This is a genomic window from Pseudomonas sp. (genome assembly GCF_002796985.1).
Taxonomy (GTDB): Bacteria; Pseudomonadota; Gammaproteobacteria; order Pseudomonadales; family Pseudomonadaceae; genus Pseudomonas.
Genome location: NZ_PEKX01000009.1, coordinates 312,980 through 331,270 on the forward strand (window position 1 = coordinate 312,980; position 18,291 = coordinate 331,270).

Consider the following 18,291-nt stretch of genomic DNA (forward strand, 5'->3'; position numbering starts at 1 on the left):
TCAGACCTCCTGCTTCTTCAGGCAGGCCACGCTGAGCAGCGTCAGCACCACCACCATGGCCAGCAGCGGCAGGTAATAGACCCACAGGTCGGCGAAGCCCAGCGCCTTGGAGAAGGCGCCGCGGCTGACGATCAGGAAGTGCGAGGTCGGGTAGAGCTTGCCGATCACCGCCGCCGCACCCTCCAGCGAGGACACCGGGTGGATCAGCCCGGAGAACTGGATCGCCGGGATCATGGTGGCGATGGCGGTGCCGAACACCGCGGCGATCTGACTCTTCATGAAGGTCGAGAGCAGCAGACCGAGGCCGGTGCTGGTCACCACGTAGAGGAACGCACCGATCAGCAGGGCGGGAAGGCTGCCCTTGAGCGGCACCTGGAACAGCAGCACGGCCATGGCCAGCATCAGCACGAAGTTGATCATGCCCATGCCGATATAGGGCAGTTGTTTGCCGAGAAGGAATTCCAGGCGCGTGACCGGGGTGACATAGAGGTTGGTGATCGAGCCCAGCTCCTTCTCGCGCACCACGCCCAGGGCGGTGAGCATCGCCGGGATCATGATCAGCAGCAGCGGAATTACCGCCGGCACCATGGCCTTGAGGCTTTCCACATCGGGGTTGTAGCGGTATCGCACTTCGGTGCTGGCGGCCGCGCTGGCGCTGGCCCCGCCGTTCTGCCGGGCGAGGTCGGCCAGGTAACTCGCGTGCAGCCCCTGCACGTAGCCGAGCACGGTGTTGGCGCGGGTCGGCATGGCGCCATCGATCCAGATGCCGATGACCGGGTCGGCGCCGCGCTTGAGGTCGCGGCCGAAGTTCGGCGGAATCTCCACCGCCAGGCTGATCTCGCCGCTGCGCATGCGCCGCTCCAGGTCTTCCGGATCCTGTATCGGCGCCTTCTCGATGAAGTAGCGCGAGCCGGAGATATTCAGCGCATAGGCCTGGCTGGTGGTGGTCTGGTCGCGGTCGAGCACCGCATAGGTGAGGTCCTCGACGTCCATGTTGATGCCGTAGCCGATGATGAACATCAGCAGCGCGGTGCCGAGCAGCGCCAGGGTCAGGCGGATCGGGTCGCGGCGCAGTTCCATGGCCTCGCGGCGCGCGTAGCTGAACAGGCGCAGCCAGCTGAAGCGGTCGCTGCCCTTGTAGCGGCTGGCCTCGGCGGGCGGCTCTGGAGCCGGCGGGGCGTCCGTCACCGGCGCGCTGCCGGCGGCCTCTTCCAGGTAAGCGATGAAGGTGGCTTCCAGGGTCGGCAGGCCGCGCTTGTCGATCAGGCCCTGCGGGGTATCGCTGTCGAGTACCTTGCCGGCATGCATCAGCGAGATGCGGTCGCAGCGCTCGGCCTCGTTCATGAAGTGGGTGGAGATGAAGATGGTCACGCCGTCGTTGCGCGACAGCTCCACCATCAGCTTCCAGAAGCCATCGCGGGCCACCGGGTCGACGCCCGAGGTCGGCTCGTCGAGGATCAGGATTTCCGGTTTGTGGATCACCGCCACCGCCAGCGACAGGCGCTGGCGAATGCCCAGCGGCAGGCTGTCGGGCAGCTCGTCCTTGACCTTGCCGAGGTCGAAGCGCTGGAGCATTTCCTCCACGCGCGGGCCGATCTGCTCATGCGGGATGTGGAACAGCTTGGCGTGCAGTTCGAGGTTCTGCAGCACCGTCAGCTCGGCATACAGCGAGAAGGCCTGGGACATGTAGCCGACCCGCCGGCGGGTGGCCATGTCGTTGGCGTTCACCGGCTGGCCGAACAGCGCGCAGGTGCCTTCGCTGGCCGGCAGCAGGCCGGTGAGCATCTTCATGGTGGTGGACTTGCCGCAGCCGTTGGAGCCGAGGAAGCCGAAGATTTCCCCGCGCTCGATGCGGAAGCTGACGCGGTCCACCGCGACGAAATCGCCGAAACGGCAGGTCAGCCCTTCGGCCTCAATGGCGATCTGCGGCGCGCCTTCGCTCAGTGTGCGCGGCGGAATCACCAGCTTGTGGTGGCCGGCGCGCTTGCTCTCGGGCAGCAGCGCGATGAAGGCTTCTTCGAGGTTCTGCGTACCGGTGTGTGTGCGCAACTCGGCGGGCGTGCCAGTGGCGAGCACCTTGCCCTCGTCCATCGCCACCAGGTGGTCGAAGCGCTCGGCCTCCTCCATGTAGGCGGTAGCCACCAGCACGCTCATGCCTTCGCGGCCGGCGCGGATGCGCGCGATCAGCTCCCAGAACTGGTTGCGCGACAGCGGGTCGACGCCGGTGGTGGGCTCGTCGAGGATCAGCAGGTCGGGGTCGTGGATCAGCGCGCAACACAACCCGAGTTTCTGCTTCATGCCGCCGGAGAGCTTGCCCGCCGGGCGTTCGGCGAAGGGCGCCAGGCCAGTGCTGTGCAGCAGGTCGGCGATGCGCCGCTCGCGCTCGGCCTTGTCATGGCCGAACAGGCGGCCGAAGAAATCGACGTTCTCGAATACCGAGAGCGTCGGGTAGAGGTTCTTGCCCAACCCCTGCGGCATGTAGGCGATGCGCGGGCACACGGCGCGACGGTGGCGCACGTCGCGCATGTCGCCGCCGAGCACCTGGATCTCGCCGTCCTGCATCTTCCGCGCGCCGGCCAGCAGCGCCAGCAGGCTGGACTTGCCGACGCCATCCGGGCCGATCAGGCCAACCATGCGGTTGGCCGGGATTTCCAGGGTGACGTCGTCCACTGCGCGGGTCTCGCCATAGCGCAGCGAGACGCCAGCCAGACGGGCCACGCAGTCGGCGGCGTTCATTGCGGGACCTTGATCTGCAGGTCAGCCGGCCATTCCACCTGCGGGTCGAGGCGCAGATAGGCCATGCCCGGCACGCCGGTCTTCACGTAGGTGATGTACTTCTCCAGCAGGCCCGGATCGAGGCGCGCCTTGACGCGGAACATCAGCTTCTCGCGCTCGTTGGCGGTCTCCACGGTCTTGGGTGTGAACTGCGCGACGCTGGCGACGTAGGACACCTTGGCCGGAATCACGTACTCGGGCACGGCGTCGATCACCAGGTGCACTTCCTGGCCCAACTCGACCTTGCCGGCCTGGCCCGAAGGCAGGAAGAAGGTCATGTAGACGTCGGCCAGGTCGACCATGTTGAGCAGCTTGCCGCCGGCCGCCAGCACTTCGCCCGGCTGCGAGACACGGTACTGGACGCGGCCGTTGCGTGGGGCCTTGAGCAGGCTGTCGTCGATGTCCGCCTGCAGGCGCGCGGTGCTCGCGGTAGCGGCTTCGATGGCCGACTGCGCCTCGATCACCTGGGAGCGTGCGGCGGAGATGCCGGCCTGCGCCGAAACTACCTGGGAGCGCGCAGCGGCCAGTGCCGCCTGGGCGCTCTGCATCACAGCGCGGTCGTCATCCAGTTGCTGTTGCGGCAGGGCGTTGCGCTTGACCAGCTGTTCGGTACGGGTGAAGCGTTTCTGCGCGGCGGTGAGTTCCGCCTGGCGTTGCGCGACCACGGCTTCGGCGGTGGATTTCTCGCTGGTGCGCTGGGCCACCAGCGACTCGGCGGTGAGCTGGGCGTTCTGTGCCCGGCGCACTTCGGCCTGGGCCTGGGCGAGCTGGGCCTGGAGCACCTGGGTGTCCATCTTCGCCACCACGTCGCCGGCCTTCACGAAGTCGCCCTCGTCCACCAGGATTTCCGCCACGCGGCCGGGCAGCTTGGTGGCCACATCGACTTCGGTGGCCTCGATGCGCCCGTTGCCGCTGGCGAAGCCTTCGGGGAGGCCCGCCGGCTTGAGCGTCTGCCAGGCCAGCGCGGCGAGCACGGCCACGCCCAGCACCGCGAGTCCGCGGGTGCGCCAGCTTTTTGCGTTTCCTGTCATCCGATTTCCCCTTGTTCAAACGCTCGAGTTCGAGCGGATCATGAGGGGATGTTCGGCGACCAACGGTGAATACGGTTTGATTCAAGTCAGGCGTGCGAAGGAAATTTCCTACGCGCCTTGCGAGCCGGAGTTTTCAGCCAGGCATTGCGACAAGTGGCCGCAGCTGGCCAGCAGGGCGCCTGCCGTGCGCAGATGAGTTGCGCTCATGCAGACACCCTCTAGAAGGGGTCAGGGCTGGGCGATCAGGTTGTTGAACAGCAGGTCGTCCACCAGCGGCTGGCCCTCCTCCTGCTGGAGCACCGTCTGCACCTGCTTGAGCGCTTCCTGGCGCAGCTTTTCCTTGCCCTCGACGCTGCCGAGGGAGTTGTCGGTCTGTTGCGAGAACAGCATCACCAACTGGTTGCGGATCAGCGGCTCGTGGTGCTCGACCTTCTCCGAGGCCTCCTTGCCGGTCACCTGCAGCGCTATGTCGGCCTTGAAATACTTCAGGCGCGGGCCACTGCCGTAGTTGCCCACCAGCGCCGGGGTGAGGTCGACGAACACAGGCTTGTTGGCGTCTTCCGGCTTGGCCTCTTCCGACTCGGATGCCATGACGAAGGGGCTGAAGGAAAGGACCAGCAACAGGGCGAGGAAAGCTCTCAAGGCGATGTCTCCGGATTCAATGCCGGAAAGGATAGCCACACTCGCGCCGCCGCCCAAGCTATATCGGGGCATAAGCCCAGGCCATGGTGATTTGCCCCCTCGGCCGGCACTCCTACACTGCCGCCATACCCAGAGTGGAGTACTCCCATGAAAGCCGTGCTGTGCAAAGCCTTCGGCCCCGCCGAAACCCTGGTGCTGGAAGACATCGCCAGCCCCGAGCCGAAGAAGAACGAAGTCCTGCTGCAGGTTCATGCCGCCGGGGTGAACTTCCCCGACACCCTGATCATCGAGGGCAAGTACCAGTTCAAGCCGCCTTTCCCGTTCTCGCCGGGTGGCGAGGCCGCCGGCGTGGTCGGCGCGGTGGGCGAAAAGGTCAGTCATGTGAAGCCCGGCGATCGGGTGATGGCGCTGACCGGCTGGGGCAGCTTCGCCGAAGAAGTAGCGGTACCCGGCTACAGCGTGATGCCGATCCCCGACGGCATGGACTTCGCCAGCGCCGCCGCCTTCGGCATGACCTATGGCACCTCCATGCACGCCCTCAAGCAGCGCGCGAACCTGCAGCCGGGCGAGACCCTGCTGGTGCTCGGCGCCTCCGGCGGCGTGGGCCTGGCAGCCGTTGAAATCGGCAAGGCAATGGGCGCGAAAGTGATCGCCGCCGCCAGCAGCGAAGCCAAGCTGGAAGTGGCCAAGGCTGCCGGCGCCGATGTGCTGATCAACTACAGCGAAGGCAGCCTGAAGGAAAAACTCAAGGAAATCACCGGCGGCCAGGGCGTCGACGTGATCTACGATCCGGTGGGCGGCGACCTGTTCGAGGAAGCCTTCCGCTCCATCGCCTGGAACGGCCGCATGCTGGTGGTCGGCTTCGCCAGCGGCACCATTCCTTCGCTGCCGGCGAACCTCACCCTGCTCAAGGGTGCTTCGCTGGTCGGCGTGTTCTGGGGCTCCTTCGCCCAGCGCCAGCCGCAGGATAACGCGGCGAACTTCCAGCAACTGTTCGCCTGGTTCGCCGAAGGCAAGATCAAGCCGCTGGTGTCCCAGACCTACCCGCTGGAGAAAGCCGCCGACGCGATCAATCACCTGGGCCAGCGCAAAGCGGTGGGCAAGGTGGTGGTGACGGTGCGCTGATCGCTTCCCGGCGACATGAAAAAGCCCCGCTCAGGCGGGGTTTTTTCATTCCGGCGCGGACCTGTAGATGCACGCCATGCACGCGATCGCAGGCGTGGCTCGTTTACAGGTTGATGCCGATGTCAGCAGGGACGTGGGCGCGGACTCCGTCCGCGATCGGTTTCACGGCGCGCTGAAGCTGGGCGGGCTCGCGAGCCCGCGGCGAGCGCCACGGGCCGCGTCGATGGGTGTCACTGGGTGGGTGCGTCATCGCGGCGGACGAGGATGGCGTTGGCCAGCTCCAGGTCGCTGCGCTCCTGCAGGGCGGCATCGTCGCTGCGCAGGCGGGTGAGGGCGGCTTCCAGGTACGGGCCGCGGATGGCGCCGTCGCTGGCGACGAAGACACTCGCATCGTCCTGGGCGGCGACGATCAGCTTGTCGTGCTTGAAGGTCAGGTAGGTCGACGCGGTGGTGGCGCCGGACGAGATGACGTCGCGCCAGAAGTCGCCGTCGGCCATGGCCGAGGCAACGGGTAGGGCGAGCAGGGCAAGGACTGTGGCCAGTTTCACAGTACGCATCGGGTACACCTTTCGGAAGGTCCGTGTACAGGTGAGAGGCGCTGCGACTGGCGGGAGTTCCCAGATTATCCGGACGAGGTGCGCGAGCGGTCGCCCGTGCACCTCGCGAGGATCAACGCTGGGCGGCGAGGATGGCCGAAGCCAGCTCGGCGTCGCTGGCTTGCGCCAGGGCCGGGTCGGCGCTGCGCATTTGCTGCAGTGTGGCTTCCAGGTACGGACCACGGATGGCGCCGTCGGTGGCGATGAAGCTGGCGGCGTCGTCCTGGGCCGGGCCAATCAGTTTGTGGTCGTCATGGCTGGTCAGGTAGCTCGAGGCGGTGGTCGCGCCCGAGGTCAGGACCGAGCGCCAGAAGTCGCGATCTTCGGCCATGGCACAGGTGAGAGGGAGCAGGGTGAGGGCTACGACAACAGGAGCAGAACGGCGACGCATGATGGTTCCTTGAGTGATTGCGCGCCCTTCAGAGCCTCGGAAAATTCCGTGGTTCCCTCCTGTTGTCGGAAATATCACTCACGCTTGAGCGATGGGTCATCCGGATTCTGCTGTTCCAGCTCTGCCGTGAACTGTTGCACCTTCTGGAGCTGCCCGGATTCGCGCAGGTAGTCGATCAGTACCAGGCGAGCCGCGCGGTTGGCCGGGTGCTTCTGCAGCAGGGCTTCCAGCTCGTGAGAGGCACCGTCGAGGTCGCCGCCGTCGTGCAGGGCGATGGCCAGGACGTAGCGGAACTGGTCGTCGTCCGGGGCCAGGCGTACTGCTTCGCGCAGTTCCTTCAGGGCCTGGGCGTGCTGGCCCTGACGGATCAGGGCGAGGCCCTCGACGTAGTGCAGCAGCCCGGACGCAGGGTTCTGGCGCAGAGCTTCGTCGAGCAATTGGCGGGCGTCTGCCTGGCGCCCGTTGGCCTCCAGCCACTGGATCAGGGTGACCGTCGCCGGCAGGAACGCCGGGTTGCGTGCGATGGCTGCGCGCAGGGCAGGCTCGACCTTTTCCGGCCGGTTGGTGCGTTGGTAGAGCATGGCGAGGTTGAGGTTCGCCTCGGCGCGTTCGCTCAGGTCGTTCTGTACCTCTTCGTATTCGCTCAGGCCTTTGTTCAGCGCGGCGTCGAGGCCGGAACGGGCCTGCGGTGGCAACTGCATCAACTGCCAGGCGGCGGCGATGCGGACGGCGCGGATCGGGTCGGACAGCAGTTGCGCCAGCAGGGTCGGCAACACCATGGCCTGCTGTGGGCCGTTGGCGAGCGGGAGGAGCACGTTGATGGCCGCGATACGTACCTGCGGATCGGCATCCTTCGAGGCCAGCGCCGCCAGTTCCAGCGAGCGCCGGCTGGGGTAGCTGGGCAGCTCGGCGAGCAGGGTGGCGCGGCGGATCGCCGGCAGGCTCGGGTCGGCCAGCAGCAGGTGCAACGCGCGGGAGGCGCCGGGCTTGCCGTTGCGCACTTTCCACAGGGTGTCGTCATAGCGCGGAGCGGGGTTGCTGGAGGCGTTGGCCTTGGCGGGCAATTCGCTTGAATACCACTGGCGGAACTGGTCGCTGATCTTTTTCGCCGGGGTGTCCTTGTGGCAGGCCAGGCAAGCGTCCGGCGCGCCAATGCGCCGCGCGTGCGCGGGGTTGGGCAGGCTGAAGCCGTGGTCGTGGCGGTAGTCGTTGACCATGTAGTAGCGCCCCGGCATGTGGCAGGAGGCGCACTGTGCGCCGGCGCTGCCGGGCTGATGGTGATGGTGCTCGGGGGAGTCGTAGTTCTTGGCTTTCAGGCCCTTGCCGTCGATCTGCGGACGCACCGCTTTGCCGGCGGTGTTGTGGCATTGCAGGCAGACGCCGTTACCGGGTGCCTTCAGCTCGCCGCTGTGGGGGTTGTGGCAATCGGTGCACTGCACGCCCTTGGCGAACATCTTGCTCTGGGTGAAGGAGCCCCACTCGAAGACTTCGTCCTTGATCTTGCCGTCGATCTCGTAGAGTTCGCGGGTGAGGGTGCTGGGCAGGTAGTCGTCCATGAAACGGTGCTGGTTCTGGTAGCCGTCGCCCAGTGGCGCGCGGCGGGCGTGGCAGCGCGCGCAGGTCTCGACGATGGTGCTCTGGCTGGCGTTCTGCAGCGGCACGTCGAAGCCCTTGGCGGCATTGCGGTCGGGCTTCTGCGCCCACTCCAGGTGTTTCGACGCCGGCCCGTGGCAGGCCTGGCAGCCGACGCCAAGGCTGTTCCAGTGGCTGGCGAAGGTGTCGGTCTTGGCGTCGTAGTTACGCTTGAAGCCGGTGGTGTGGCACTCGACGCACATGAAGTTGGCGTTCTGCGCGGGGCGGGTCCAGTGCAGTTCGTCCTTGAAGTCGATGCGCTGGCCGGGCATCAGCTGGAACCACTGGTGCTTGCGGCTATCCCAGGCGACGCCGAGGGCCTGCAGGCGGCCGCCCGGCCTACCCTGCTCGTCTGGAAAGTCGAGGAGATACTGCTGCAGCGGTTCGAAGCCGAAGGTGTAGGCCACCTTGAAGTCCGCCGGCTTGCCGTCGGCGCCGGGGGTGTTGACCCAGTATTCGCCGTCCTTGCGGAAGAAGCGGGTGGTCTCGGTTTCGCCCTTGAAGGTGACATCGGCAAAGTCGCCCAGCACGTTGCCTTCGGTGGCCGGCTTCATCGCCTGCTGGTGGTGGGAACCCTGCCAGTCCTTGGTCTGTGCCTGGTGGCAGCCGTTGCAGGTGGCCTCGTCTACCAATTGTGCGGACTGTGTGGCGGGTGTCGGGACTGATGGCGCTGGCGTCGCTGCGGGGATGGGTGGATGACCGCTGGGCAGGGTGATGCCGCTGTCCTGCTCGACCCAGATCCAGGCCCCGATGGTGGCCAGGAGCAATACCCCGGCGACGGCCGCAAGCCAGGCACGACGAGCCCCGGTGGGTTTTGCGGCGGCGGGTGCGGGGCGAGGTTTCTTGGTCTTGTGAGGCATGGACATCCGTTGTTCCGCGACGACTCCGTGGGTAACGGAGCTTCCGCGAGCTGGCAGGGGCTGTCAACGCGGGCGGGCACCTTTCTCGTGAGCTGGCGGCCCGCCATTACGCTGGTAGAGATCAACACCGGTAGAGATCAGGGCTGGCGAATCTCGGCGACTCGCGCGCTGTCGACCTTCACGTCGGGGTTGCCGAACTGCGCGGTGAGATAGTTCACCAGGGTGGCGATCTGCTCGTCGTTGAGCGTGCCGGCGAAGCCGGGCATGAACACGTCTTCGCCGCCCGCCTTGCGGTGCACACCGCCGAGCACCACCTGCACCAGGTTGTCCGGCTGCAGGGCGCCGACTGCGCTGTTCTTCAGCAGCATCGGGTAGTAGCCATCCTTTACCCCTTCGCCGGACCACGAGTGGCAGCTGGCGCAGTTGCCCAGGTAGAGGCGCGCGCCGTCGTCGTGTTTTTGCGCGGCGAAGTCCTGGCCGCGCAGGGTGACCACGTCGTCCGCCGGTTCGCCCCAGGCGAAGCGCGCCTTGCGCTCGCCATCGCTGACCGCCGGCACGCTGCGCAGGTAGCTGGCGATGGCCTGCAGGTCGGCGTCGGTCATGTGCTGGAAGCTGTGCTCCACCGCCTCGGCCATGGGCCCGGCGGCCTGCGCCTTGCCCGGTACGCGGCCGGTCTTGAGGTACTGGACGATTTCCGCGTCGCTCCAGCCGCCGATGCCGCTGTGGGTGTCGGGGGTGATGTTGAAGGCGTACCAGCCGCCCAGTGCGGCGCCGGAGAGGAAGCCGGTACTGCGCTCGTCCGTGGCCTTCTCCTGGAAGGCCACGCCGCGCGGGGTGTGGCAGGTACCGCAGTGGCCCAGGCCCTGGACCAGGTAGGCGCCGCGGTTCCAGGCCGGGCTCTGCCTGGGGTTGTTCTGGTAGACCGCGTCGTCGTGGAACAGCAGGTTCCAGATCGCCAGCGGCCAGCGCATGTCCAGCGGCCAGGTGATGTCCGAATCCTGGTTGGGCTGCGCCACGGCCTGTACGCCGCCTTCGAGGAACCAGGCATAGAGCGCTTTCATGTCCTCGTCGGTGATCTTCGAGTAGGCGGTGTAGGGCATCGCCGGGTAGAGCCGGGTGCCGCCCTTGGCCACGCCTTCGCGCACGGCGCGGGCGAAGTCGTCGTAGCTGTAGCTGCCGATGCCGGTCTTCGGGTCCGGGGTGATGTTGGTGGAGTACACCGCGCCCAGCGGCGTGGCGAGCGGCAGGCCGCCAGCGAAGGGCTTGCCGCCCGGCGCGGTGTGGCAGGCCGCGCAGTCGCCGGCGCGGGCCAGGTATTCGCCGCGTTGCAGCAGCTCCGCCGGCGCGGGGTCGAGCGCCTTGGCGGCATGGGAGGCCAGCGGTGCGGCCAGCAGGGCGAGCAGGATAAGGCGCTTCATGCCTTGGCCTCCCGCTTCAGGTGCTCGGCCAGGCGCAGAGCCAGGGCGGCGATGGTCAGGGTGCAGTTCACCGAGCCGACGGTGGGCATCACGCCGCTGCTGGCGATGAACAGGTTGGGGTGGTCGTGGCTGCGGCACTGCGCGTCCACCACCGAGTCCTTCGGGTCCGCGCCCATCAGCACGGTGCCGGTGATGTGGTTGTTGTTGGCGAAGCTGTCGTCGAACGTCACCTCCTCGCCGCCCAGCAGTGTGGCGGCATGGGTGTAGACCTCGCGGGTGTGCACCGCGCTCTTGCGCACGTAGTCGTCCATCGCATAGGTGAATTCGGGCTTGGGGATGCCCGCCGCGTCGCGCTCGGTAGCGCTGGGCACGATGCGGTTCTCTGGGTGCGGGAGGATTTCGTGGAAGCTGTCGAAGCGCACGAAACGCGCGGCGCGGTCGCGGATCTTCGCTTCCAGGTCGTGGCCCAGTAGCAACGGCCCGTGACGGATCAGCTCGGTGGCTACCTGGTCGGTGCGCGAGAGGTTGGACAGGTGGATCTTCTTCGACGCGTACTCGCTGCGGAAGGCGCCGTCGCGGAAGCCCACCATGGAGGTCATCTCCTGCGGCCCGCGCCCCGGCCAGAGCTTCTCGTTGGCGTAGAACTGCACGGCGGTGCCGGGGTGGTCCATGAGGTTGCGGCCGACCATGTCCGAGCTGTTGCCGACCTCGGACATCAGCATCAGCTTGGGCGTCTCGATGCCGTTGGCGGCGAGGATGAAGGTGTCGCCCTCGACGCGCACCTCGTTGCCCTGCGGGTCCTTGTACAGCGCCGCGACGATCTGGCCGCCGTCACCTTTCTCCAGCTTGAACACCACGGCGTTGTCGATCAACCGCGCGCCGGCGGCTTCGGCTTTCTCGACGTGGACGATGCCGTTGTACATGGCGCCGATGGGGCAGATTGGCATGCAGTTGTTGTTGCCGCAGCAGGTCGGGCGGCCATCGTAGGGACGGCTGTTGCGCGCCACTGGCTCGGTGACCACGCGGTAGCCGTTGGCGTTGAGCAGGGTCTTGATGCGCTGCTCGTTCCACGACAGCGGCAGTGGCGGCATCGGGTAGGGCTGGCTGCGTGGCGAATCGAGCTCCTCATCGCCGGGGCCCCAGACGCCCAGCTCCTCCTCGGCGCGCTGGTACCAGGGCTCCAGCTCGGCGTATTCGATCGGCCAGTCGCGGCCCACGCCATAGAGGCTGAGCAGCTTGAAGTCGTTGGGCAGGAAGCGCCAGGCGGACGCCGCCCAGTGCCAGGTGGTACCGCCCACGGCGCGGATGTACTGCACGTCGTAGGGGTGTTCGCCTTTCTGGATCAGGTAGTGGTTGTTCGGTTTGAACTGCGGGTGCGGTGCGTAGGGGCTGGACGGGTAGGGCGCCTGGTTGTCGGACTTGTCCGCCTGGTTGCGGAAGCGCTCGACGATTTCCCAGCGGCCCATGCGCGGGCCGGCCTCTAGGATCAGCACGTCCTTGCCGGCCAGGGCCAGCTGGTGAGCGACCAGCGCACCGGCGACGCCGGAGCCGACCACCACGAAATCCGCGCGTTGTGTCTGCGCCATGCTCATGCCCCCCGCTCGGTGGGCTGCGCCGCCCAGAAGCCTGGCTTGTTCGGGCAGTAGCTGCGGATCACCAGCACGTCGTCGACTACCCGGAACATCAGCGCCTGTTCGTAGGTGACCAGCGTGGCGCTGCTGTCATCGCCGACCTGCCCCAGGTACCAGCCGCCGAGGATCTGCCGGGCCAGCCACTGCTGGCGCTCGTTCCAGCCTTGCGGGTCATCACCCAGACGTTCGAGCAGCTCGGCCAGGCTCTGCTTGAGCGCGCTGTCGCGCTGCGCCAGGGCCTGGAACAGGCGCTGGCCGATGCGCGGGTCGAGGTTGCTGCGCCCGGTGAGGCGCTGGGAGAGGGTCATGAAGCCTTCCAGCTCCTTCTCCGCCTGGGGTGTCAGCGCGGCCCAGGTGCGTGCGGCCGGGCTGAGCAGCACACCGCCGAGCGCGGCGCTGGCGCAGGCCACCGCCAGCAGGCGGCGGCGTGAAAGGGGAAAGGCGGGCAACGGTGCCTCGGACATGACGACCTCTCTTGCAACAGGCGAACGGTGGGGGAACGCGGTCTGTCGCCGCTTGAATCCTGGCGCTGGGTGCTTCCATCGGCCACGCCGCCGGTCCGTCGGTCGGACTGGCGATAGCGTGCCCAGGCCCTTAGTATTGCCGCTTGTTCAGATTCTGCCGGGCGATTCGTTCTGCCGGCGGCCTTGCCAAGAGCCGCGCCGCAGAGCCTCACCGACCGGCTTTCGGGTGAAACACAGCGATGAAACAGTACCTTGACCTCATGCGCCACGTGCGCGAACACGGCACCTTCAAGAGCGACCGCACCGGCACCGGCACCTACAGCGTGTTCGGCCACCAGATGCGTTTCGACCTCGCTGAAGGCTTCCCGCTGGTGACCACCAAGAAGTGCCACCTCAAATCGATCGTCCATGAGCTGCTGTGGTTCCTCAAAGGTTCGACCAACATCGCCTACCTGAAGGAAAACGGCGTCTCGATCTGGGACGAATGGGCCGACGAGAACGGCGACCTCGGCCCGGTCTACGGCTATCAGTGGCGCTCCTGGCCGGCGCCGGACGGCCGCCATATCGACCAGATCGCCAACCTGATGACGATGCTGAAGAACAACCCGGACTCGCGCCGCCTGATCGTTTCCGCGTGGAACCCCGCGCTGATCGACGAGATGGCCCTGCCGCCGTGTCACGCGCTGTTCCAGTTCTATGTGGCCGACGGCAAGCTCAGCTGCCAGCTGTACCAGCGCTCGGCCGACATCTTCCTCGGCGTGCCGTTCAACATCGCCAGCTACGCGCTGCTGACCCTGATGGTCGCGCAGGTGGCTGGCCTGCAGCCCGGTGAATTCATCTGGACCGGCGGCGACTGCCACCTGTACGCCAACCACCTGGAGCAGACCGACCTGCAGCTGACCCGCCAGCCGCTGCCGCTGCCGACCATGAAGATCAACCCCGAGGTGAAGGACCTGTTCGACTTCCGCTTCGAGGACTTCGAGCTGGTTGGCTATGAAGCCCACCCGCACATCAAGGCGCCGGTCGCTATCTGACCTGCCCTCGATGAAGAAAAGGCTGGCGCAATGCCGGCCTTTTTCGTTTCTGGGTGCCCAAGAGCTGGCGGGATGCTCTTCGTAGGAGCGAGCTTGCTCGCGAACAAAGCCCAGCTCAGAAGTAGGCGGTTCGCGAGCAAGAACTAGGCGTCCCTCTCGCTCCTACAGAACCCCCAACGATCTGCATTGCGCATGAACGGGTAAACCATTCATCCTGTGAATAACCGTTTCGCCTGGCGGTACGAGGTTTCATGACGTTGCATCGCGTTGCTATGCTCCCCCGGCTGGCCGCAGAGCAGGCCAACGGATTTTCCGCACTACAACGACAAGACCGGGGACCGTCATGCAGCCTTTCAGCTTCGCCACCACGGCGCAGATCCTCTGCGAAAGTGGTTCCGCCGCCCGTCTGGGTGAGCTCTGCCGCGAGCGCGGCGCCCAGCGCGTGCTCATTGTCACCGACCCCGGCATCACCCGCCTGAACATGCTCGACGGCGTGCTGCCGGGCTTCGCTGCGGCCGGCGTGGCGGTGGAAGTCTTCGACCAGGTGCTGGCCGACCCGCCGGAAAGCGTGGTGCTGGAAGCCACCGATCAGGCACGCCGGATGGCTGCGCAACTGGTGATCGGTTTTGGCGGCGGCAGCTCGATGGATGTCGCCAAGCTGGTGGCGCTGCTGGCGCATCCGCTGGCCACTCAGGGGCTGAAGGACATCTTCGGCGTCGGCAATGCCAGCGGCCCGCGCCTGCCGTTGCTACAGGTGCCGACCACCGCCGGCACCGGCTCGGAGGTGACGCCTATCGCGATCGTTACCACCGGCGAGACCACCAAGATGGGCGTGGTCAGCCCGCACCTGCTGCCGGACCTGGCCGTGCTCGACGCCGACCTCACCCTCGGGCTGCCGCCGGCGGTCACCGCCGCCACCGGCATCGACGCCATGGTCCACGCCATCGAGGCGTACACCAGCAAACTGAAGAAGAACCCGCTGTCCGACCTGCTGGCCCGCGAGGCCCTGCGCCTGCTGGCGCTGAACCTCGACGAAGCCGTGCACAACGGCCGCAACCGCGAGGCGCGCCAGGCCATGTTGCTGGGCGCCTGCCTGGCTGGGCAGGCCTTCGCCAACGCCCCGGTGGCCGCCGTGCATGCGCTGGCCTACCCGCTGGGTGGGCACTTCCACATCCCCCACGGCCTGAGCAATGCGCTGGTGCTGCCGGAGGTGATCCGCTTCAATGCGCCCGACGCCGGCGCGCTCTATGCCGAGCTGGCGCCGCTGTTGCTGGGCGAGCGCCTGCGCAGCGATGCCGACCGTACCGAGCAGTTCATCGCCGAGTTGGCCGACCTCAGCCCGCGCAGCGGCCTGCCGTCGCGCCTGCGCGATGCCGGCGTGCCGGAAGACAGCCTGCCGCGTTTGGCCGCCGATGCGATGTTGCAGCAGCGCCTGCTGGTGAATAATCCCCGCGAAGTCAGCGAGAGCGATGCGCTGGCCATCTACCGAGCCGCCTTCTGAGAACCCGATGAGCGAACAGCACCCCAGCCGCGCCGACTACGCGCACTTCCAGCCGATCACCACCCGCTGGCACGACAACGACATCTACGGCCACGTGAACAACGTGACCTACTACGGCTTCTTCGACACGGCGGTGAATACCTACCTGATCGAGCGCGGCGGCCTGGATATCCACGACGGCGACGTGGTGGGTTTCGTGGTCAGTTCGAGCTGTGACTACTTCGCGCCGGTGGCCTTCCCCGAGCGCATCGAGGTCGGCCTGCGGGTCGGCAAGCTGGGCAACAGTTCGGTGCAGTACGAACTGGCGATCTTCCGCGAGGGCGATGAACTGGCCTGCGCGGCGGGCAAGTTCGTGCATGTGTTCGTGGATCGGGCGAGCAACCGGCCGGTGTCGATTCCGGCACCGTTGCGCGAGGCGATGGAAGCACTGGTACGCAACTGACCTGAAGGAGCGGCGCGCCTCACCAGCCCATCGGATAATGCTCGATACGGCACGGTCGGCTGTTGCCATCGCCCTTGCAGATGCCATCCAGGTACTGGTAACGCATCCACACCCGCTGCCCCGGCGTCGGCCAGTGCTGGCGCGGGATCATGCTCTGCCAGTCGGCGCTTTCCGGTTCGAAGGCGATCAGCTCGCCTATGCCGGGGCAGTCGGTGCCGGGCGAGCGCGGCTTGGCCGATTTCACCCGGCCCTCCAGCCCGCGCACGGGCGGCTTCAGCGCTCCGGTGATCTCTACTTCCAACTGACAGACCTGCCAGTCTCCGGCATAGGCGGTCTGCGCAGCGCAAAGCGACAGTAGCAGTCCGGCGGCAGCAAGCGCTTTCACAAGTAACTCCTTGTCGGCAGTGATCCTTCCCCGCCAAGCCTATACCAGCCTCGCGGGATGACACGGGACTTGTCCCAGGTGGCGCGTCCGGCCTATGCTGGCCGCCGGTCGGCAGTTCACCCAGGCGTCGCCGCCTCCGTATGGAGAGCGCTAAACCTGCCGCGCGGTTCCCCGCACCCTTGACGATCCGACACACTTTCCCAGTGCCGCATCGGAACACGGCGACCCCCGATAGCCTCCTGCGCGAGGTCTTGGCACGCAACGAGGATTGCACTGTGTCCAGGCAACGCTTGCCCTACCACGCTCCCGACATCTCCGCCCTGGCGAAATCGCTGGCGCGCCAGCTCGACGATTCGCCCGAGCGCCCCGGCCATGTCGAACTGCTCAATCTGCTGGCCCGCGCGGTCGGCTTCCGCAACTACCAGGCGCTGCGCGCCAGCCACGAAGCAGCGTCGCGCCTTGCGCGCGGTGCCGAGCCCGAAACGGTGGTGGACTTTCGCCGCGTCGAGCAGTGGCGACGCTACTTCGATGAGTCCGGCCTGTTGCAGCGCTGGCCGAAGAAGCACAGCCACCGCGAGGCCTGCCTTTGGGTGCTGTGGTCGCGGTTGCCTGCGCGGCAGCGCTGGAGTGAAAAGGAGATCAACCAGCGCCTGCAAGGCCAGGAGTGCCTGGGTGACCATCTGTTGCTGCGCCGAGCGCTGATAGATGGCGGCTGGCTGGCGCGCGCCGATGACGGTAGCGAGTACCGGCGCATCGAGCGGCGCCCGCCGGCAGAGCTGGGGGCTTTGCTGTCCTTTCTCCCGGTTGGCGCGTGACTCCCGTGCCGTAAACGAAAAAGCCCGCCGATAGGCGGGCTTTTTCACACGGGCATCCGTCAGTCGTCGTGATGCTTGTGTTTGTTCTTGTAGTGGCCTTTGCCCTTGTGATGACTCTTGTTGCTGCTGTGGTGGTCATCGTCGTTGTTGTCATCGGCCAGGTGGTTGCCCAGCGCGCCGCCGGCTGCACCGCCCAGGCCTGCGCCGATGGCGCCGCCGGTGGAGCCACCGACCTTGTTACCGATGACCGAGCCGCCGGCCGCACCCAGGCCGCCACCAATGGCCGCCTCGGTCTTGTTGCCGTTCTTCGCGCCCATCGCGCCGCCAGCAGCACCGCCTACGCCAGCACCGATGGCCGCGCCGGTGGAACCGCCCAGGGCGCCGCCGACTACGTTACCGAGGGCGCCACCGACACCGCCGCCAATGGCGGATTTGGTGTCGTCGGCCATGGCGTGGCTGGCCAGCAGGGCCAGTGCCAGTACAGAAAGAGTCTTACGCATGTTGCGAACCTGAATGTAGGAATTATCGGGAGAATTGTCCCGCACACAAAACAGCCGGGCAATCAGGCCCGGCTGTCAGTCGTCGTTTCCGTGGACTGATCGCGGTTGCTATGCCGCGGATCAATCCCAGTGGCGACGGTGGTGCTTGTGCTTGTACCAGCCACGGTGGCGACCATTGTCGTGCCAGCGGCGATCATAGCGATCGTCGTAGCGGGCGCGACGGTAGCCGTGGCGGTAGTCGTCATCGTCGTCATCGCGGTTGTTGTCGGCGTAATGGTTGCCCAGCGCACCGCCCGCGCCGCCACCCAGGGCCGCGCCGATCAGGCCACCAGTGGTGCCGCCCATCTTGTTGCCGATCACCTGGCCGCCTGCTGCGCCCAGGCCACCGCCGATGGCGGCTTCTGTCTTGTTGCCGCGTCGGGCGCCGACTGCACCGCCAGCCGCACCGCCCAGACCACTACCAATGGCGGCGCCGGTGCTGCCACCGACCGACTGGCCGATGACCGAACCCAATACCCCGCCCAGGGCGCCACCGACGCCGGCACGGGTGTCGCCGTCCGCAAAGGCGGTGCCACCGACCAGCGCAAGAGACAACAGGAGCATCGAGGAGTACTTCATAGAGAGGATCTCTCTTTGGGGATGTTGGAAGCGATCCTCGGTTTGTGCGAAGGCTCTGACAAGGGGGTTCCGACGAATAACACGACTTTCATCAAATATTGCAAGTAATTGATTTATCGTCAGAACTTTTTCGAGTTTGGGCGGTCTGAGTGTTATTCCAGGGTTCCATTTGTGAGGTGTTTTTCTCACAAACTGCCATTGAAATGATGGCTTTTCACGAGAGCGGCCCTGGCCCTTCCGAGTTTACCTTTCATCCCCTTCTGACGTAATGCCAATCCAGCGGATATTTCGCAGGATGTGGAATTGCGCGTCCGCAAAAAAGCTTCGTGAGCAAGCTCGCTCCTACAGAAAAGCCGCTGCTCTTTGTAGGAGTGAGCCTGCTCGCGAACGGGAGGTAGGCGGCGCTCCGAGTGGAGCGCCGTGAGGGTGCG

Annotated in this window: 17 protein-coding genes; 5 read left to right on the forward strand and 12 right to left on the reverse strand. The window is 66.5% G+C overall.

Going from position 1 to position 18,291, the window contains the following annotated elements; genetic code table 11:
- The 3 genes from rbbA to CTR55_RS15830 form a co-directional block, all read right to left on the reverse strand.
- The gene (gene rbbA / locus CTR55_RS15820) at positions 1–2,736 is read right to left on the reverse strand and encodes a ribosome-associated ATPase/putative transporter RbbA (RefSeq protein ID WP_296287563.1); all 2,736 of its coding nucleotides are present in this window, start codon (positions 2,734–2,736) and stop codon (positions 1–3) included.
- The gene (locus CTR55_RS15825) at positions 2,733–3,806 is read right to left on the reverse strand and encodes an HlyD family efflux transporter periplasmic adaptor subunit (RefSeq protein ID WP_296287566.1); all 1,074 of its coding nucleotides are present in this window, start codon (positions 3,804–3,806) and stop codon (positions 2,733–2,735) included. The genes rbbA and CTR55_RS15825 overlap by 4 nt, the downstream gene beginning before the upstream one ends.
- A 228-nt stretch (positions 3,807–4,034) precedes the next feature.
- On the reverse strand, positions 4,035–4,397 hold the full coding sequence (locus CTR55_RS15830; protein WP_296287996.1) for a flagellar basal body-associated protein FliL: 363 nt from the start codon (positions 4,395–4,397) through the stop codon (positions 4,035–4,037).
- Between the two features lie 198 nt (positions 4,398–4,595).
- Here CTR55_RS15830 and CTR55_RS15835 point away from each other — a divergent pair, with 198 nt between their 5' ends.
- Positions 4,596–5,573, forward strand: a complete 978-nt coding sequence (locus CTR55_RS15835; protein ID WP_296287567.1) for an NADPH:quinone oxidoreductase family protein — start codon at positions 4,596–4,598, stop codon at positions 5,571–5,573.
- A 230-nt stretch (positions 5,574–5,803) separates the two neighbouring features.
- On the opposite strand, the gene CTR55_RS15840 is transcribed toward CTR55_RS15835, so the two are convergent.
- The 6 genes from CTR55_RS15840 to CTR55_RS15865 all read right to left on the reverse strand — a co-directional run bounded on the left by CTR55_RS15840 (position 5,804) and on the right by CTR55_RS15865 (position 12,565).
- Positions 5,804–6,130 (reverse strand): DUF2388 domain-containing protein, encoded by a 327-nt coding sequence (locus CTR55_RS15840; protein WP_296287569.1) that lies wholly within the window; start codon positions 6,128–6,130, stop codon positions 5,804–5,806.
- 112 nt (positions 6,131–6,242) lie between these two features.
- Complete coding sequence (locus CTR55_RS15845; protein ID WP_296287571.1) at positions 6,243–6,560, reverse strand: DUF2388 domain-containing protein; 318 nt, start codon at positions 6,558–6,560, stop codon at positions 6,243–6,245.
- A gap of 74 nt (positions 6,561–6,634) precedes the next feature.
- Positions 6,635–9,058 carry a tetratricopeptide repeat protein gene (locus tag CTR55_RS15850; RefSeq protein WP_296287572.1) on the reverse strand — a complete coding sequence of 808 codons (2,424 nt, stop codon included), beginning with the start codon at positions 9,056–9,058 and terminating at the stop codon, positions 6,635–6,637.
- Between the two features lie 131 nt (positions 9,059–9,189).
- Positions 9,190–10,470: a cytochrome c gene (locus CTR55_RS15855; protein ID WP_296287575.1), complete on the reverse strand. Its 1,281-nt coding sequence runs from the start codon at positions 10,468–10,470 to the stop codon at positions 9,190–9,192.
- A complete protein-coding gene (locus tag CTR55_RS15860; protein WP_296287576.1) occupies positions 10,467–12,056 on the reverse strand; it encodes a GMC family oxidoreductase in 1,590 nt (529 codons plus the stop codon). Before CTR55_RS15860 ends, CTR55_RS15855 begins: the two co-directional genes overlap by 4 nt.
- Before the next feature lie 2 nt (positions 12,057–12,058).
- Positions 12,059–12,565 (reverse strand): sugar dehydrogenase complex small subunit, encoded by a 507-nt coding sequence (locus CTR55_RS15865; RefSeq protein ID WP_296287577.1) that lies wholly within the window; start codon positions 12,563–12,565, stop codon positions 12,059–12,061.
- Positions 12,566–12,804: 239 nt separating this feature from the next.
- On the opposite strand from CTR55_RS15865, the gene CTR55_RS15870 reads away from it, so the two are divergent.
- From CTR55_RS15870 to CTR55_RS15880, 3 genes are all read left to right on the forward strand, one after another.
- Positions 12,805–13,599: a thymidylate synthase gene (locus CTR55_RS15870; RefSeq protein ID WP_296287579.1), complete on the forward strand. Its 795-nt coding sequence runs from the start codon at positions 12,805–12,807 to the stop codon at positions 13,597–13,599.
- A gap of 343 nt (positions 13,600–13,942) precedes the next feature.
- On the forward strand, positions 13,943–15,100 hold the full coding sequence (locus CTR55_RS15875) for an iron-containing alcohol dehydrogenase (RefSeq protein WP_296287580.1): 1,158 nt from the start codon (positions 13,943–13,945) through the stop codon (positions 15,098–15,100).
- A gap of 7 nt (positions 15,101–15,107) precedes the next feature.
- Positions 15,108–15,542: a thioesterase family protein gene (locus tag CTR55_RS15880; RefSeq protein ID WP_296287581.1), complete on the forward strand. Its 435-nt coding sequence runs from the start codon at positions 15,108–15,110 to the stop codon at positions 15,540–15,542.
- Positions 15,543–15,561: 19 nt separating this feature from the next.
- Here CTR55_RS15880 and CTR55_RS15885 read toward each other — a convergent pair whose 3' ends face one another.
- Complete coding sequence (locus CTR55_RS15885; RefSeq protein ID WP_296287582.1) at positions 15,562–15,927, reverse strand: hypothetical protein; 366 nt, start codon at positions 15,925–15,927, stop codon at positions 15,562–15,564.
- Positions 15,928–16,202: 275 nt separating this feature from the next.
- Here CTR55_RS15885 and CTR55_RS15890 point away from each other — a divergent pair, with 275 nt between their 5' ends.
- Complete coding sequence (locus tag CTR55_RS15890; protein ID WP_296287584.1) at positions 16,203–16,742, forward strand: DUF2087 domain-containing protein; 540 nt, start codon at positions 16,203–16,205, stop codon at positions 16,740–16,742.
- Between the two features lie 59 nt (positions 16,743–16,801).
- Here the strand turns inward: CTR55_RS15890 and CTR55_RS15895 are convergent, their stop codons facing one another.
- Together CTR55_RS15895 and CTR55_RS15900 are read right to left on the reverse strand one after the other, a co-directional pair.
- The gene (locus tag CTR55_RS15895) at positions 16,802–17,242 is read right to left on the reverse strand and encodes a glycine zipper domain-containing protein (RefSeq protein ID WP_296287586.1); all 441 of its coding nucleotides are present in this window, start codon (positions 17,240–17,242) and stop codon (positions 16,802–16,804) included.
- Positions 17,243–17,362: 120 nt separating this feature from the next.
- Positions 17,363–17,860: a hypothetical protein gene (locus tag CTR55_RS15900; RefSeq protein WP_296287588.1), complete on the reverse strand. Its 498-nt coding sequence runs from the start codon at positions 17,858–17,860 to the stop codon at positions 17,363–17,365.
- Positions 17,861–18,291 lie beyond the last annotated feature (431 nt).

What these genes read in the sequence shown, in the direction of transcription:
- CTR55_RS15830 (WP_296287996.1), bottom strand. Translation starts at nt 4,397, where the DNA reads ATGGCATCCGAGTCGGAAGAGGCCAAGCCGGAAGACGCCAACAAGCCT.
- CTR55_RS15835 (WP_296287567.1), top strand. Translation starts at nt 4,596, where the DNA reads ATGAAAGCCGTGCTGTGCAAAGCCTTCGGCCCCGCCGAAACCCTGGTG.
- CTR55_RS15850 (WP_296287572.1), bottom strand. Translation starts at nt 9,058, where the DNA reads ATGTCCATGCCTCACAAGACCAAGAAACCTCGCCCCGCACCCGCCGCC.
- CTR55_RS15855 (WP_296287575.1), bottom strand. Translation starts at nt 10,470, where the DNA reads ATGAAGCGCCTTATCCTGCTCGCCCTGCTGGCCGCACCGCTGGCCTCC.
- rbbA (WP_296287563.1), bottom strand. Translation starts at nt 2,736, where the DNA reads ATGAACGCCGCCGACTGCGTGGCCCGTCTGGCTGGCGTCTCGCTGCGC.
- CTR55_RS15840 (WP_296287569.1), bottom strand. Translation starts at nt 6,130, where the DNA reads ATGCGTACTGTGAAACTGGCCACAGTCCTTGCCCTGCTCGCCCTACCC.
- CTR55_RS15895 (WP_296287586.1), bottom strand. Translation starts at nt 17,242, where the DNA reads ATGCGTAAGACTCTTTCTGTACTGGCACTGGCCCTGCTGGCCAGCCAC.
- CTR55_RS15875 (WP_296287580.1), top strand. Translation starts at nt 13,943, where the DNA reads ATGCAGCCTTTCAGCTTCGCCACCACGGCGCAGATCCTCTGCGAAAGT.
- CTR55_RS15880 (WP_296287581.1), top strand. Translation starts at nt 15,108, where the DNA reads ATGAGCGAACAGCACCCCAGCCGCGCCGACTACGCGCACTTCCAGCCG.
- CTR55_RS15870 (WP_296287579.1), top strand. Translation starts at nt 12,805, where the DNA reads ATGAAACAGTACCTTGACCTCATGCGCCACGTGCGCGAACACGGCACC.
- CTR55_RS15860 (WP_296287576.1), bottom strand. Translation starts at nt 12,056, where the DNA reads ATGGCGCAGACACAACGCGCGGATTTCGTGGTGGTCGGCTCCGGCGTC.
- CTR55_RS15865 (WP_296287577.1), bottom strand. Translation starts at nt 12,565, where the DNA reads ATGTCCGAGGCACCGTTGCCCGCCTTTCCCCTTTCACGCCGCCGCCTG.
- CTR55_RS15845 (WP_296287571.1), bottom strand. Translation starts at nt 6,560, where the DNA reads ATGCGTCGCCGTTCTGCTCCTGTTGTCGTAGCCCTCACCCTGCTCCCT.
- CTR55_RS15900 (WP_296287588.1), bottom strand. Translation starts at nt 17,860, where the DNA reads ATGAAGTACTCCTCGATGCTCCTGTTGTCTCTTGCGCTGGTCGGTGGC.
- CTR55_RS15825 (WP_296287566.1), bottom strand. Translation starts at nt 3,806, where the DNA reads ATGACAGGAAACGCAAAAAGCTGGCGCACCCGCGGACTCGCGGTGCTG.